At 55.5% G+C, this 13,764-nt stretch carries 14 protein-coding genes; 7 read left to right on the forward strand and 7 right to left on the reverse strand.

Annotation, left to right across the window (positions count from 1 at the left end):
- Positions 1-19: 19 nt before the first annotated feature.
- Complete coding sequence (locus J2T58_RS09255) at positions 20-286, forward strand: YunC family protein (RefSeq protein ID WP_253489157.1); 267 nt, start codon at positions 20-22, stop codon at positions 284-286.
- Between the two features lie 6 nt (positions 287-292).
- Here J2T58_RS09255 and pdxT read toward each other — a convergent pair whose 3' ends face one another.
- The 6 genes from pdxT to J2T58_RS09285 form a co-directional block, all read right to left on the reverse strand.
- On the reverse strand, positions 293-868 hold the full coding sequence (gene pdxT, locus J2T58_RS09260; RefSeq protein WP_253489160.1) for a pyridoxal 5'-phosphate synthase glutaminase subunit PdxT: 576 nt from the start codon (positions 866-868) through the stop codon (positions 293-295).
- Positions 858-1,754, reverse strand: a complete 897-nt coding sequence (gene pdxS, locus J2T58_RS09265; RefSeq protein WP_253489162.1) for a pyridoxal 5'-phosphate synthase lyase subunit PdxS — start codon at positions 1,752-1,754, stop codon at positions 858-860. The genes pdxT and pdxS overlap by 11 nt, the downstream gene beginning before the upstream one ends.
- 125 nt (positions 1,755-1,879) lie before the next feature.
- On the reverse strand, positions 1,880-2,797 hold the full coding sequence (cbiB, locus tag J2T58_RS09270; RefSeq protein ID WP_253489165.1) for an adenosylcobinamide-phosphate synthase CbiB: 918 nt from the start codon (positions 2,795-2,797) through the stop codon (positions 1,880-1,882).
- Positions 2,773-3,321, reverse strand: coding sequence for a DUF7524 family protein (locus tag J2T58_RS09275; protein WP_253489167.1), 549 nt, complete (start codon positions 3,319-3,321; stop codon positions 2,773-2,775). Before J2T58_RS09275 ends, cbiB begins: the two co-directional genes overlap by 25 nt.
- A gap of 9 nt (positions 3,322-3,330) precedes the next feature.
- The gene (locus tag J2T58_RS09280) at positions 3,331-3,516 is read right to left on the reverse strand and encodes a methytransferase partner Trm112 (protein WP_253489170.1); all 186 of its coding nucleotides are present in this window, start codon (positions 3,514-3,516) and stop codon (positions 3,331-3,333) included.
- A complete protein-coding gene (locus J2T58_RS09285) occupies positions 3,513-4,523 on the reverse strand; it encodes an adenylosuccinate synthetase (RefSeq protein WP_253489173.1) in 1,011 nt (336 codons plus the stop codon). The genes J2T58_RS09280 and J2T58_RS09285 overlap by 4 nt, the downstream gene beginning before the upstream one ends.
- Before the next feature lie 112 nt (positions 4,524-4,635).
- Here J2T58_RS09285 and J2T58_RS09290 point away from each other — a divergent pair, with 112 nt between their 5' ends.
- The 6 genes from J2T58_RS09290 (at position 4,636) to J2T58_RS09315 (ending at position 13,205) form a co-directional block, all read left to right on the forward strand.
- Positions 4,636-5,307 (forward strand): S24/S26 family peptidase, encoded by a 672-nt coding sequence (locus J2T58_RS09290; RefSeq protein ID WP_253489176.1) that lies wholly within the window; start codon positions 4,636-4,638, stop codon positions 5,305-5,307.
- A 3-nt stretch (positions 5,308-5,310) separates the two neighbouring features.
- The gene (cofH, locus tag J2T58_RS09295) at positions 5,311-6,396 is read left to right on the forward strand and encodes a 5-amino-6-(D-ribitylamino)uracil--L-tyrosine 4-hydroxyphenyl transferase CofH (RefSeq protein ID WP_253489178.1); all 1,086 of its coding nucleotides are present in this window, start codon (positions 5,311-5,313) and stop codon (positions 6,394-6,396) included.
- A gap of 453 nt (positions 6,397-6,849) precedes the next feature.
- Positions 6,850-8,997, forward strand: a complete 2,148-nt coding sequence (locus tag J2T58_RS09300) for a PAS domain S-box protein (RefSeq protein WP_253489180.1) — start codon at positions 6,850-6,852, stop codon at positions 8,995-8,997.
- Between the two features lie 59 nt (positions 8,998-9,056).
- Positions 9,057-10,655, forward strand: a complete 1,599-nt coding sequence (locus J2T58_RS09305; RefSeq protein WP_253489182.1) for a sensor histidine kinase — start codon at positions 9,057-9,059, stop codon at positions 10,653-10,655.
- A complete protein-coding gene (locus tag J2T58_RS09310) occupies positions 10,652-12,571 on the forward strand; it encodes a YgiQ family radical SAM protein (protein WP_253489184.1) in 1,920 nt (639 codons plus the stop codon). Before J2T58_RS09305 ends, J2T58_RS09310 begins: the two co-directional genes overlap by 4 nt.
- On the forward strand, positions 12,489-13,205 hold the full coding sequence (locus J2T58_RS09315; RefSeq protein WP_253489186.1) for a PEGA domain-containing protein: 717 nt from the start codon (positions 12,489-12,491) through the stop codon (positions 13,203-13,205). Before J2T58_RS09310 ends, J2T58_RS09315 begins: the two co-directional genes overlap by 83 nt.
- Here J2T58_RS09315 and J2T58_RS09320 read toward each other — a convergent pair.
- The gene (locus tag J2T58_RS09320) at positions 13,202-13,687 is read right to left on the reverse strand and encodes a chemotaxis protein CheW (RefSeq protein WP_253489188.1); all 486 of its coding nucleotides are present in this window, start codon (positions 13,685-13,687) and stop codon (positions 13,202-13,204) included. The genes J2T58_RS09315 and J2T58_RS09320 overlap by 4 nt on opposite strands.
- Between the last annotated feature and the right edge of the window lie 77 nt (positions 13,688-13,764).

Raw genomic sequence — 13,764 nt, forward strand, 5'->3', positions numbered from 1 at the left:
GATACCCTTGGAGAACAGAATGGCAGACGGCTACTCGGTCCCGATCGGCGGGGTCCACCTCATCTTCGTGACAGCCGGTGACGGGTTGATCGGATGCGGGGCCTTTGATATCACCGCACTTGAGAAGTTCGGGGTACCTGCGGCAAAGATGCAGGCGATGACCGGCCCTGCCATCACCTCCATCGAAGAGATCCTCTATGCGGAGGTCAAAGAGGCGAACCGATTTGCAGAGGAGAGGGGTATTACAAGAGGAATGATCGGAAAAGAGGCCCTTGAGCTCCTCTGAGGGAGATCAGAGGCCGAGGTTTTCAAGGAAGAGCTGGTGGAGCCTCAGATCCCCACCAAGTTCGGGATGGAACGAGAAGGCCATATGAAGGCCATGCCTGATCGCGATATATCCTTGTGGAAGCTGGGCCAGTACTTCTGTTTTGTATCCGACGCGGGTTGCCACAGGTGCCCGGATGAAGACTGCATGGAATGGATCCAAAAAACCCGCACAGTCGATGTCGGCTTCAAATGATTCACGCTGGCGTCCAAAGGCATTCCGCTTCACCGTCATATCCATGATGCCGAGTGGCTCAAAGAGGCTGTCATCCTGGACCTCTGTTGCCAGGAGGACCATCCCGGCACAGGTGGCAAAGATCCCGCCATCATACTCCTGAAGGGGCCGCTGCATCCCTGCATTCTGGATCAACCGCATAATCGTGGTTGATTCCCCTCCAGGGAGTGCGATGCCGTCAAAGTCCGGAATCTCGGATGCCGTCCGGAAGACAGATACCTCTCCCCGATCACCAAGCGCTACGCGAAATGCCTCCACATGCTCGGAGACGTCGCCCTGGAGTGCAAGGACTCCGATCCTACCAGCCACGGGTCTGCAACACCTCGTCCGGACGGAGCGTATGGATGTCGATGCCCTTCATCGCCTCACCAAGGCCACGGCTCACCTCTGCGATCACTTTTGGATCATTAAAGTGATGGACCGCCTCGACGATTGCCCGTGCCATCTTCTGGGGATTCTCTGACTTGAAGATCCCTGAACCGACGAAGACGCCGTCTGCACCAAGCTGCATCATCAGTGCGGCATCGGAGGGTGTTGCGATACCGCCTGCCGAGAAGTTCACAACCGGAAGACGCCCGCGGGCAGCAGCATCCTCGACGAGTTCGACCGGTGCCTCGATCTTCCGGGCATATGCCGCCCGCTCCTGGGTATCCATCCCGGAGATAAGCCGGATCTCGGACTGAATGGCCCTCATATGCCGGACTGCCTCAACGACGTTGCCGGTCCCGGCCTCGCCCTTCGTCCGGACCATCGCTGCACCCTCGTTGATCCGTCTCAGCGCCTCACCGAGATTACGTGCCCCACAGACGAACGGCACCGAGAAGACTTTCTTATCAACATGGAACTCCTCATCTGCGGGTGTCAGCACCTCGGATTCATCGATCATATCAACGCCAAGCTCCTGGAGCACCTGCGCCTCGACGAAGTGGCCGATCCTGACCTTCGCCATGACCGGGATCGAGACCGCTTCTGTTATCTCAACGATCTTTGTTGGATCTGCCATCCTGGCGACACCGCCCATCTTCCTGATATCGGCAGGAACACGTTCAAGTGCCATGACCGCAACCGCACCGGCCTCTTCCGCGATGACTGCTTCTTCTGCAGAGACGACATCCATAATGACACCGCCCTTCTGCATCGATGCAAAACCACGCTTCAGAAGTTCCGTCCCAAACCTCAGCTCTTCAAGTTTCATCCTTATTTATTTGATCAGGCAAGACTATAAAACATAACATCCCGGAGAAATTTGGAAAAATGCAATTCCAGGCAGCTTATTTTTCCTATACCCCCATACCCCGGTAAGAGATTGCCGGGGTGTAATTAGTTAGAAATGATGAAGGGAGCAAGAAATGTGAGTATAAGAAGGATGAAGAGAAAGATCACCGTCGCTCCCCCTACCGCACCGATGACACATCTCCCCCCATCCTCAAGGCTTCTGGTACTATCCCCAATCCGATAGCTCCCCGGTTTCTCAAACCGGATCCCACACCCCCCTGCGATGAGGGCCATCGGGATCCCGCCATTGAAACCCGGACGCTTCCCTGCATCACGGAGGAGGATCGCAAGCGCCTCCCTTCCTCGCCTCCGGGCAGTGAACCAGAGGAGGAGGAGGCACCCGGTGATCCGTGCCGGAATATAACTGAGGATATCATCGGCACGGGCAGCGAACCACCCGAGCCGCTCACGGTCATCCCGGTAGCCGAGCATCGCATCCATCGTATTTGCGGCACGGTACATCGCGGCACCGGGAAGGCCAAGAAGAAGGAACCAGAAGAGCGGGGCGATGATCGAGTCGACAAGGTTCTCTGCAGCCGACTCGTACGCTGCTGAACGGACCTCCTCATCCGAGAGGAGGGCAGTGTTCCGGGAGACCATCATCCCTGCCGCCTTCTGCCCCTCACCCCCCCCTCGCGAAAGCCCCTCTTCGACCGAGAGGGCATGTTCTTCCAGCGAACGCCATGCAAAGGTTGATTTCAGGAAAACTGGTGCAATAAGGAGATAGAGCCACCAGGGGGCATGCCATTCAAGCAGGAGAAACGGTATCACCGCGAGAGCGACGGTTGCACACCAGAAGATGACACCAGCCCCTCGCTGGAACGAATGGCGGTATGCAGAGGGGCGGCCCCACCATCCGATGAATCTCCCGATGAGGGCCACCGGGTGGTACGGGGTATGGGGATCTCCCACGGCCCGATCCAGAAAGACTGCCAGGATCAGGATGATTCCGGCAAGCGGCATGCGGTGACGACCCCGGCGAGGAGAAGGAGGACGATGAGTGCTGTTGCAAAAGCATCCACAGGCGCCAGGAGGGGCCCCCGGAAGGAGAGCCAGATGAGATAGATGATGCAGGCCAGGATGCAGGGGATCAGGGCGAGCAGTGGAGGAGACCTCTTCAGGAGAGAGTCTTCAACAACGATGATCTCGGGATCCTCACAGACAATAGGGCATGCCTTGCTCACCACGATCTTTACCCGGGTCGTTCTTGCCCCATAGCCGGTGATAATATCAAGGCTAAAATTACCATCGCCTGATGATTCACGAATCGGGATAGCGATCTCGATGACACCATCCACAAAGATATTCTCATGGAAAAAATCGGTGAATGACTGTCCGTTTTGTGTTCTGATGGTCGCATGGGTAGGGGAGCCGTGATTCTCAAACCGGATGGTCAGATCACTCCCGGCATCGACGGGAACCTCACGGGCCGATACCTCGATACTGTTTACTCCCTTCCGGTTCAGATGGACATCAATGACAGTCATACAGCAGGATTACTCCTCTTCTGATTCTGGTGGAAGCAGGTTTGGGATCCCCTCATGAATCGGATAGTCAACAGAACATGCAGGACACCGGAGAGTACCCTCCATAATCTCCTCCCCTTCCTCTTCAGTAACAGAGAGCTCAATATCACCCTTACAGACCGGACAACAAAGAATATCCATCAACCAACGCTTCATTTCTTCTTCCTCAGATCAATGATTTGTGATAGTTCGGGTCCTGTCGAGATGATGGTGACCGGACGTCCCACATCCACCTCGACCTGATGGATGAAATCTTTTGCGGTCTGGCTGAGCGTTTCGTACTCAGTTACTCCATAGCAGTCGGGATCAACCCGGTCGATCCCGGTGATGGCAACCTGGGTGCATCCGTTGATCATCGCTGAATACCGTGCCATGGCACCATCCCAGTTTCCGATCCTCCTCTCCCGGTGTGTGACGGTCCCAAACTCCTGGATACCCATGGAGTGGGATGCCTCAAGGCTCATCTCAGTTGAGAAGGGGCCCTCTCCCACCCGTGTCGGGAATGCCTTGAAGACGACGATGACATCATCGACCCGTGTCGGACCGACACCCGTATCCGCCGCAATCTGGGATGCCGAGGTATCCTTGCTCGTCACATAGGGGTATGTTCCATAATAGAGCGATATTCCAAAACCCTGGGTACCTTCGATGAGAACGGTCTCGCCATTGTCAATCGCTGTATTCACCATCTCTGCAACGTCGGCGATATACGGAGCAAGTTCCGGGATATCCTTCGCCTGCTTTGAGAGACGGAGTACCCGGTCCGAGTTTGCGGGGCCGCATCCGGATCCGGTACTCCCGATCGTCTTTGCCAGATGCTCACTCGATTTATCACGGGCAATATGCTCCTCATCGATGACGCCGCATCTCCCATCAATGAAGACGCGCCCGGCGACACCGACATCATCCACCTCTTTCTGCAGGACTCTGGGGTCAACGAGGACACCCGGGCCAATACAGAGTTTCGCATCAGGATAGACGAAACCGGACGGGACCATCCGGACGCCATATTCCTTCTCCCCTACTTTAACTGTATGGCCGGCGTTTGGACCAACGCCGCCACGAGAAATAACTGTTGGATGGTCCTGATAAGCGATATGGGCAACGATCTTGCCTTTACCCTCATCACCAAAGAAACCACCTACGATGATCGTACAGGACATAATCGTATCATTAGATTTCTGTTTAGATAGGTGATAAAATAGTCCCCCATTAATAACCATACACCCCGGAAGAGGAAACCATCAAGAGAGATTCATACCATATATTTCTTCAATGACGAGATCGACGAAGGCAGATCCGAAAGATGAACCTGACACTTCCCTGATAGAGAGGTTCAGGAGTAGTGACCATCCGGCTGTGTCGCTTGCCCGTGATCTCGTCTGGGTTGGCCTCGTCGTTGGTGGAATCGCCCTCCTTCTCTTCCTCGTCTTTGGAACATGGCCTGCCGTTGTAACCATCGAGTCAGGGAGCATGCTCCCGGAGATGCAGGTAGGGGATCTCGTCTTCGTTGCCGCACCGGATCGGTTCGGATCCCTTGTGACGGCGGAGGAGGGGGCAGAGATCGGGCATACCTCGTTTGGGCGTCCCGGGGATGTCATCATATTCCGGCCAAACGGCAATGACCAGGTCCACCCGATCATCCATCGGGCGATGATATGGATCGATGATGAAACAGCCGCCTCAGAACTTGGACTTGAGAATACCGGCGGAGGGATCATTACTCGGGGCGATAATAATCCGGTCATCGATCAGGTGACGGTGCATCCGGGAATCGGGAGAATAGAACCGATCAGGGATGAATGGATCATTGGAAAGGCGGTCTTCAGAATTCCTCTCATCGGGTATCTTCCACTCCATATCTGGGAGTTTGCAGCCTTCGTTGTCGCCATTATTATTATCCAGGAACTGATCGCATCAAGGAGACGAAGAAGTGAGGAGAGATAATCGATGATACAGACTACGCAATTACTCGACGACTGCCTGGGAGGCCACCGGCTCACCCCTGAGGAAGGGCTCCATCTGCTCAACGTGACGGGAAGGGAGATACTTGAGGTCTCTGCTGCGGCTGATGAGCTCCGCCAGAGGAAGGTTGGCGATCAGGTCACCTATGTCAGAAACCAGAACATCCACATCACAAATATCTGTAAAAATCTCTGCGGTTTCTGTGCATTCGGGAAGAGAAAAGGAGATCCTGATGCCTTCTTCGATGACCCCGAGAGGATCCGCCAGAAGGTACAACTCGCTCTTTCCAGGGATATCACGGAGATCTGTCTCCTCTCCGGCGTTCACCCCGATTATACCATCGATAGCTATGAAGATATCATCCGGACCGTTCATGAGACTGCCCCCGGCATCGACATCCATACCGCAAGCCCTGATGAGGTTGATTACATCGCACGGAAGAGCGGGGTGTCGACCAAAGATGTTCTTGAGCGGCTGAGGGATGCCGGGCTTGGAACCCTCCAGGGAACCGCCGCCGAGATCCTCGTCGATGATGTCCGGAAGGTGATCTGCCCGGCGAAGGTGGATACAGCCACCTGGGTCAGGATCATCAAAGAGGCGCATGGGATGGGGATCATGAGCACATCAACGATCATGTATGGATCCTCAGAGACCCCACGGGACCGGATCATCCATCTTGATATCCTCCGATCCATCCAGGATGAGACCGCGGGATTCACCGAGCTTGTTCCCCTCTCCTACCTCCACCAGAACACAGCACTCTATGAGAAGGGGCTTGCACCGGCAGGAGCAACCGGCCGGGAAGACCTCCTGATGATCGCCGTATCCCGCCTCTTCCTCGATAACGTCGATCACATCCAGGTCCCGTGGGGGAAGTTTGGGATCAAGCTCACCCAGATCGCACTCCTCGCCGGAGGTGATGACTTTGGAGGAACGATGTTCTCCGATGACGTCTCCGTCGAGGCGGGCGGGAGCGAGGCAGGATACCTTGATCCACGGGTGATGGACCGTATCTCGACAGATATCGGGAGACGACTCGTCCAGAGGACGACGAAGTACAGACGTATCTGAAAAGAAATCATTTTTTTTGATCCCCCTTCCGAAGAAGCGTGAAGAGATTATCCGGTCGATCTGAGATAGCACGTAAAAAGGAAGAGAGAGGTGATTGATACATGCCCGCACGGCACAGGAAGTATTGACTGGGAAGGTGGCGTGCCCCCGGTATGATCAAACGTAGCGACCCGAAGTGATCATGGAACAATTGTGTGATCGCTTGAGAGGTGTGTAGCCGGGTCTATGGGTGAATTGTGTGCCTTGAATTCATGTGAAGATCAAGACCGGGGGCAGGACGCACGCCTTCATCTACTGGATGGGCGATATCCGAATCGGATTGATCCGGATTGTCCATTACGATCTTCACCATATGGCCATATAAAAGTATCCCTCAATGCCATGCATTGATGCTCATTGTGACGCCGTGCAATGTCGAAATGGTTTTATCGAAATCCAACGATATCCTGAGTAATGCCATCGTACCCTGCTGAGGTCACCCGTATCACCGAACTGCTGAGAGGCAATCCGCGCGGGATGTCTGTTGGCGAGATCGCTGATGCCATCTCGATCAACCGCAACACCGCGGCCCGGTACCTTGATATGCTCCTCATCGGGGGTCAGGTGGAGATGCGGACATTCGGGAAGGCAAAGGTCTTCTTCCTCTCCCAGAGGGTCCCGATTGGGGCGATGCTCAACATATCCTCGGATCTCGTCATGGTCCTCGATCAGCATGCCTCCCTCATCCTAGCAAATGATCAGATCCTTGGATTCTGCGGTGCAGTGCGTGAGCAGATCATCGGAAAGTGCCTCGATGAGACACCCCTCATCATCTTCTCCCACCCAGCACTGAAGGACTATATCCGGGAGAATAACGGGAGATCGGGATCAGACGAGGTGATCCGGCTGATGAAAGGGGGGAATGAACACCTCTTCCGGCAGAGGGTATTTCCTACCGTCTTTGATGACGGCACACCCGGCATCACCGTCATCCTTGAGGATATCACCGAACAGAAGAGGGCAGAAGAGGCGCTCCGGCAGAGCGAGGAGCTCTTCCGGACGCTCGTCTCTGATATCAGCGATGTGATCTGGTCAACGGATGAGACCGGGACCATCACGTATATCAGCCCGCGATCTGAGGCGGTCTGCGGCCTGGATCCTGAAGAGATGATCGGGAGGAAGTTCACCGATTTCATGGATCCCATCGAGGCACGGGAGTTCCGAAGACGACTCCAGCCATCCATCAATGCAGGGAAACCCTGGCCCCTTATCGAATGCGGTTTCAGGCGGCCGGATGGTGCCGCGATCATCATTGAGCTCTCGGGAGCACCGATAACAATCTCTGATGCAGATGGAAAGCCCGTCTTCCTCGGATACAGGGGTGCCTTCAGAAACGTCACCGAGCGAAACAGGGCCATCAAGCATGTGAAGCAATGGAAGACCTTTCTCACCTCCATCGTTGAGAATATCCCGGATATCGTCATCGTCGAGGAGGTGGAGAATCACACCCTCGTCTTCTTTAACCGTGCTGCTGAGGAGTTCATCGGCATACCACGGGAATTTCTCACCGGCCAGAAGGCTGAGAGGGTCTTCCCGGATCTCCTCGGAGGATCATGGCAGGAGACGACAGCGACCGTCATGGAATCCGGAGAGACCCTTGAACTGGTTGTGGAGATCAGAGACGAAGGGAACGGATCCAGAACACTCAGCACAAAGAAGATACCCATCTTCTCTTCAGGCGGGGAGATGCGCTACATCCTCGGCATCAGCAGGGATATCACCGAAGAGCGGCAGGAGGCCGAACGTATACTGATTGAGAGGAACCTTGCCCTCTGTTTTGAGAGAGCAACCTCCCTCAGAGAAGCGGCCATCCCCTGCCTCAAGGCGTTCCTCGGCGTCTCCGGGATGGATGGTGGCGGAGTCTTCAGGCTGAACGGAAGCGGGGAGGTACGATCACTCGGGACCGCCGGAGAGGAACTCCTCCCGCTCCCCCCTGATGTAGAAGAGTATCTGCATGGGGAGGTGCGGTATCTTTCGGATCCGGCCCCGGAGATCGTCGGATCCGGCACTGGATCACGTCTGATCATCCCGATCATACGCGAGGAGGAGATCTCCCTCTCTGTCATTCTTGGATCAGATCGGGAGCGGGTGATACGGCCCGAAGTGCATTCCAGAATCCTCTCCCTTCAGGCGCTGACAAAGACCGGTTTTTCACGCCTCATTGCAGAAGAGAGGCTGAAGGAGGAGAGAGATTGTGCAAACAGCTACCTCCAGCTTGCCGGTGTCCTGATCGCCGTCATCAGCCCGGATGGAACCGTGCGGATGATCAACAAAAAGGGATCGGCAATCCTTGGGTACTCAGCGGAGGAGCTCATCGGTGCAGACTGGTTCGCAACCGTCGTTCCGGAGGATATCCGTGATCAGCTCCGGGAGAGGTTCGACCGGCTCGTCGAATCCGGTGTTGAGCCACGATCACGTGAGAGGAGCCCCATCATCGACCGAAAAGGGGAAATTCGCGAGATATGGTGGCACAATACAGTCATCAGGGATGATTCCGGGACCATCACCGCTGTCGTCTCGGCAGGGGAGGAAGAGGGAAGAGAAGCTTTTTCTCCGTCTTAATCCAAAAAGAGATCATCAGCGAAGACTTCCCTGGAAACGAGCCATACCATCAGGCAGCCGTGACCACTACCAGCATGGCCGGAGAGGCGGCGATTGATGCCACAGCACTCTATCGTGAGATTTTTCTCTCAGCACCTGAGATTATACTCCTCCTCGACCGGGAACGGATCATCCAGGCCAATACGACAGCCGGTGAGTTCTTCGGTGTGTCGCCAGATCAACTCGTTGGGAGAACACCTGCCGAGCTTTCTCCGGAGTATCAGCCTGACGGGATACGAACAGAAGAGAAGATGTATCATCTCCTTGAGGAGGCCGGGAGGGGACCGATGAAAGGTTTCTGGGTTCACCGTGCTGCCGGCGGAATCGAGCGGGAGACGAGCGTTACCCTCACACCGATCCGGGTTGATGGGATTAGCATGGTCATGGCCACCGTCAGGGATGTGACCCCGCTCCTTGATGCGGGCCGGAGGATTGAATCCCAGAACCGCCTCCTCAGGACGACAAATACGGTTATCAGTGCAATGCACCGTGTGGAGAATATCGAGGATGCCCTGAAGATCATTGCCGATGAACTTGGCAGCATATTCGGAAACTCGATTATTGCTATCTATCTCACAGACCATGATGCGGGTGATGCAGTTCTTATGGCCATACAGGCGCCGGAAAGCTGCCTTGACGGGCTTTCCGGATATCACCTGATCCCTCTTGATAAAGACCCATATGCTGCCGTCTACCAGAGAGGAGAGTCGATCTTCTGTGACATTCTGGACCTCCACTGCCCCGGGGTCACCGGATTTGCAGAATATGCCATGAGAATCGCACCCACGGGAATCTGCATCATCCCCCTCATCGCAGATAAAACGGTCTATGGATCGATCAACATCTACAAAATTGGAGAGGAGGGCATTGATCCTGATGAACAGTCGCACCTCATCAGTATCGGAAGGGAGATAGGAGGCGCTATCCGGACACAGAAGATCAAGGAGGAGGTGAAGGATGCCCATGATATGGCAAACCTCTTCCTCGACATCCTCATCCATGATGTCAATAACGCTCATATGGCAATCGGGGCGGGACTCGACCTAATGATGGATGCCGAGGGAGAGGAGCGGAAGCAGCATGCAGGAATCATCCGTTCAGCACTGAAATCAGCGGCAGAGATCCATCAGAACGTTATGATGATCCGGCGAATCCGGGAAAGCGGTGAGCAGAGCCTCAGACCAGTCGCCCTTGATCCAATCATCAAAGGAGCCGTTCCACCGCGAACAAATTTCAGGTTAAAGGATTCCGGAGTATCCGTCATCGCAGATCACCTCATCTCAGGGATATTTACCAACCTCTTCTTAAATGCGAAGAAGCACGGAGGACCAGATGTCACAATCGAGATCAGAACCGAGGTGATGGGTGACAGGGTTATCATCACCGTGGCAGACGATGGCCCCGGCATCCCGGACCAGGATAAAGAACGTCTCTTTGAGAGATACACCAGGCTATCCACGCGATCCCGCGGACTTGGAATAGGGCTCTTCCTCTGCAGGACCCTTGCTTCACGGTATGGGGGAAGTATCCGGGTAGATGACAGGGTTCCGGGGCATCCGGAGAAGGGATCGGCATTTATCCTCACCCTCAGGTCGGCAGAGATGCGTGATCAGCCATGAACCCGATACCGGAGCCATTGTTCCTCCCGATGACAGCCAGAGAGAAGGAGCAGCTTGGGATCGAGAGATTTGACATCATCATCGTCTCCGGGGATGCCTACGTCGATCATCCCTCCTTTGCCGCCGCGATCCTTGGCAGGAACCTCTGGGCTGCCGGATATACCGTCGGGATCATCGCCCAGCCGGACTGGCGATCAGATCATGACCTTATCCGGCTCGGCATCCCCCGTCTCTTCTTCGCCATATCTGCCGGAAATGTCGATTCGATGGTCAATGCATTCAGCCCGAACAAAAAACGAAGAAAAGAGGATGCCTATTCTCCGGGGGGCATTCCCCGCCGGCCTGACCGGGCGACGATCGTCTATGCCAACCTGCTCCGATCCATCGCCCCCGGCACCGGCATCGTCATCGGCGGGATTGAGGCGAGCCTCCGGCGATTCGGACACTACGACTACTGGTCCGACAACGTCCGCCAGTCGATCCTGGCAGACGCACCTGCCGACCTCCTGGTCTATGGGATGGGGGAGGAGACCCTGATCGCCATCGCGGATCGGATGGCGGCGGGTGAGGCGATCCGATCCATCCGGGATCTCAGGGGAACATGCTGGACGATGCCGGTTGCAGAGTTCAGATCAACCGATACCACCGGAATGGTGCTCCTCCCCGGGTATCCGGAGGTCCGGGATAATCCAGCTGCGTATGCACGGGCATATGCCGCATATGCCGGGGAGCAGGATCCCATCCGTGGCAGGATCATCGCCCAGCCACACCCAAAGACCATCGTCATCCAGAACCCGCCCCGCCCCCCCCCGACGACAGCTATGCTTGATGCCATCTATGACCACCCTTTCACCCGGTCCGCCCATCCCTCCTATACAGAACCGATACCGGCACTTGAAACGGTCCGGTTCTCGGTTATCAGCCACCGGGGATGCTTTGGAAACTGCTCATTCTGTGCACTCGCCCATCATCAGGGGAGGATCGTCGCCTCCAGAAGCGAAGAGTCGGTAGCGGCCGAGGTTGAACGGATCACCCGGATGCGATCCTTCAAAGGAACGATTCAGGATGTCGGGGGACCTTCCGCGAATATGTACGGCCTCTCCTGCCCGAAATGGGCAGAGAGGGGAACCTGTCCTGATCGGGACTGCGGACCGGACTGCCCGTCACTCTCCGTCGATCATACCCCCCTCGTCCGGCTCCTGAAGCGGCTCCGGGAGATACCCCGGGTGAAGCATCTCTTCTGCGGATCAGGGGTCAGGTTCGATCTCGCCGTTGCTGACCGATCAGGATACATCAGTGAGCTTGCAGAACACCATGTCTCCGGCCAGTTGAAGGTCGCCCCCGAACATATCACCCCTCATGTGACGGGGCTGATGAACAAGCCTCATAAAGGCGCATTTGAAGAGTTTCGTACGAGATTTGACGAATCACAACCCAAAGGAAAGGGAAGACAGTACCTGATCCCATACTGGATCTCATCACACCCGGGGTGCACCATTTTGGATATGATCGAACTTGCCGAATATATCAGGCGGACCGGGCTTGCCCCAAAGCAGGTTCAGGACTTTACACCGACCCCGATGACCCGTTCGACCGCGATGTACTTCACGGGAATCGATCCGATGACCGGGGAGAGGGTTCATATCCCAAAAGGGCGTGAACGGCAGATACAGCGTGCATTTCTCAGATATATGGATCCCCCAAATTATCCCCTCGTCCGTGAAGGGCTCATCTCTGCCGGGAGAAAGGATCTCATCGGGGAGGGGAGGGAGTGCCTCGTCCCGCCGGAGAGGAGAGAAAAAGCATTATCCGGAAGAGGCTATATCTCATCATATGCACAGAACAGGAATCGCAGTACTCCTCATCGCCGTTCTCCTGCTCCCAAACGCAGGGGCCATGGAAGCGGTGATAGGTGAGACGGTTACCCTCGCCGGATCAGCAGCAGGGGCAGATACGATCTATCTCTTCATGACCGGCCCAAACCTCGATCCGGGCGGGGTTCCACTCCATGATCCATCACTATCTGCCGCAGCAGGGCAGTTTACGACAGTCCGCGTCTCCTCTGAAGGAAGATGGGAGTACTCCTGGAGCACCGCAGGACTGGGGATTGATGCAGGTTCCTATTCTGTCTTCGCCGTCACCGAGCCACGGGATCGGAGAAATCTTCAGGGTGCAACCTATACGATACTCCCGGTGAGACTCAGCCAGGGGAGCATCACTCTCCGTGAAGAGCGGGGCTCTCTCCAGGTGACAATCGCTCCATACGGTGCACGGGTGGAGATCGACTCCGACTATCGGGGAGAGACACCACTCGGGATATCACTGCCTCCGGGAGGGTATCATCTGGTGGTCACCCATGACGGATACGAACCCTTCATCATGGATATTTCGGTCTATGACGACAGGACGACATCCATTGTAACCAATCTTACACCAATTATGACCCCGGAGCCACCGGAGACGACCGCCCCACCGGCAACCGAGGCGGCAGGATGGTGGGTTGCAGTCGCGGGGGCCGGCCTCCTCATCGGATACAGGCTGAGACGTTAGGCGCGGGCAGCATCGGCAAAGAAGTTCTCAAGGAGGCGCTTCATATCAAGCCAGAGGATGAGGCTGGTCTGCTCATCCTCCTCGCCCACGCCATCCCGCCTGATCCTGATGATGCCCCGGAGATAATCAGTCACCTCATCGCCGTACCCTTCCTTTGAGAGATCGATGTCAGACTCCGGAACATGCATCACCGAATGAACATCATCGACGATCATCCCGACATTGGTTCCCTGCGACGTCTCGGGGACGAGGACGATGATCTTCCGATCCCCGTCTGTCTTTTCAGGAACCGAGAGAAGCTCATTTAAGGAGAGGATCGTCGTTATCTCACCCCTGAGGTTCATGATCCCTTTGATATACGGCGGTGTCCGTGGGATCTCCGTGATCGGCTTCATCTCGACGATCTCACGAACGAGATGGATATCAAGTGCATAATGTTCTCCGCCAAGTTCAAAGTCAACAATCTCGATATATCCATCCATATATAATCACCATACACACCCTCTACCGGGAAAGGTACTGATCTGAAGGTTGGTGAGAAATTGTACACTCCACAATG

This window comes from Methanocalculus alkaliphilus, assembly GCF_024170505.1.
GTDB classification, from domain to species: domain Archaea; phylum Halobacteriota; class Methanomicrobia; order Methanomicrobiales; family Methanocorpusculaceae; genus Methanocalculus; species Methanocalculus alkaliphilus.

What these genes read in the sequence shown, in the direction of transcription:
- J2T58_RS09290 (WP_253489176.1), top strand. Translation starts at nt 4,636, where the DNA reads ATGACGAGATCGACGAAGGCAGATCCGAAAGATGAACCTGACACTTCC.
- J2T58_RS09285 (WP_253489173.1), bottom strand. Translation starts at nt 4,523, where the DNA reads ATGTCCTGTACGATCATCGTAGGTGGTTTCTTTGGTGATGAGGGTAAA.
- J2T58_RS09300 (WP_253489180.1), top strand. Translation starts at nt 6,850, where the DNA reads ATGCCATCGTACCCTGCTGAGGTCACCCGTATCACCGAACTGCTGAGA.
- J2T58_RS09310 (WP_253489184.1), top strand. Translation starts at nt 10,652, where the DNA reads ATGAACCCGATACCGGAGCCATTGTTCCTCCCGATGACAGCCAGAGAG.
- pdxS (WP_253489162.1), bottom strand. Translation starts at nt 1,754, where the DNA reads ATGAAACTTGAAGAGCTGAGGTTTGGGACGGAACTTCTGAAGCGTGGT.
- J2T58_RS09255 (WP_253489157.1), top strand. Translation starts at nt 20, where the DNA reads ATGGCAGACGGCTACTCGGTCCCGATCGGCGGGGTCCACCTCATCTTC.
- J2T58_RS09315 (WP_253489186.1), top strand. Translation starts at nt 12,489, where the DNA reads ATGCACAGAACAGGAATCGCAGTACTCCTCATCGCCGTTCTCCTGCTC.
- J2T58_RS09275 (WP_253489167.1), bottom strand. Translation starts at nt 3,321, where the DNA reads ATGACTGTCATTGATGTCCATCTGAACCGGAAGGGAGTAAACAGTATC.
- cbiB (WP_253489165.1), bottom strand. Translation starts at nt 2,797, where the DNA reads ATGCCGCTTGCCGGAATCATCCTGATCCTGGCAGTCTTTCTGGATCGG.
- J2T58_RS09320 (WP_253489188.1), bottom strand. Translation starts at nt 13,687, where the DNA reads ATGGATGGATATATCGAGATTGTTGACTTTGAACTTGGCGGAGAACAT.
- cofH (WP_253489178.1), top strand. Translation starts at nt 5,311, where the DNA reads ATGATACAGACTACGCAATTACTCGACGACTGCCTGGGAGGCCACCGG.
- J2T58_RS09280 (WP_253489170.1), bottom strand. Translation starts at nt 3,516, where the DNA reads ATGAAGCGTTGGTTGATGGATATTCTTTGTTGTCCGGTCTGTAAGGGT.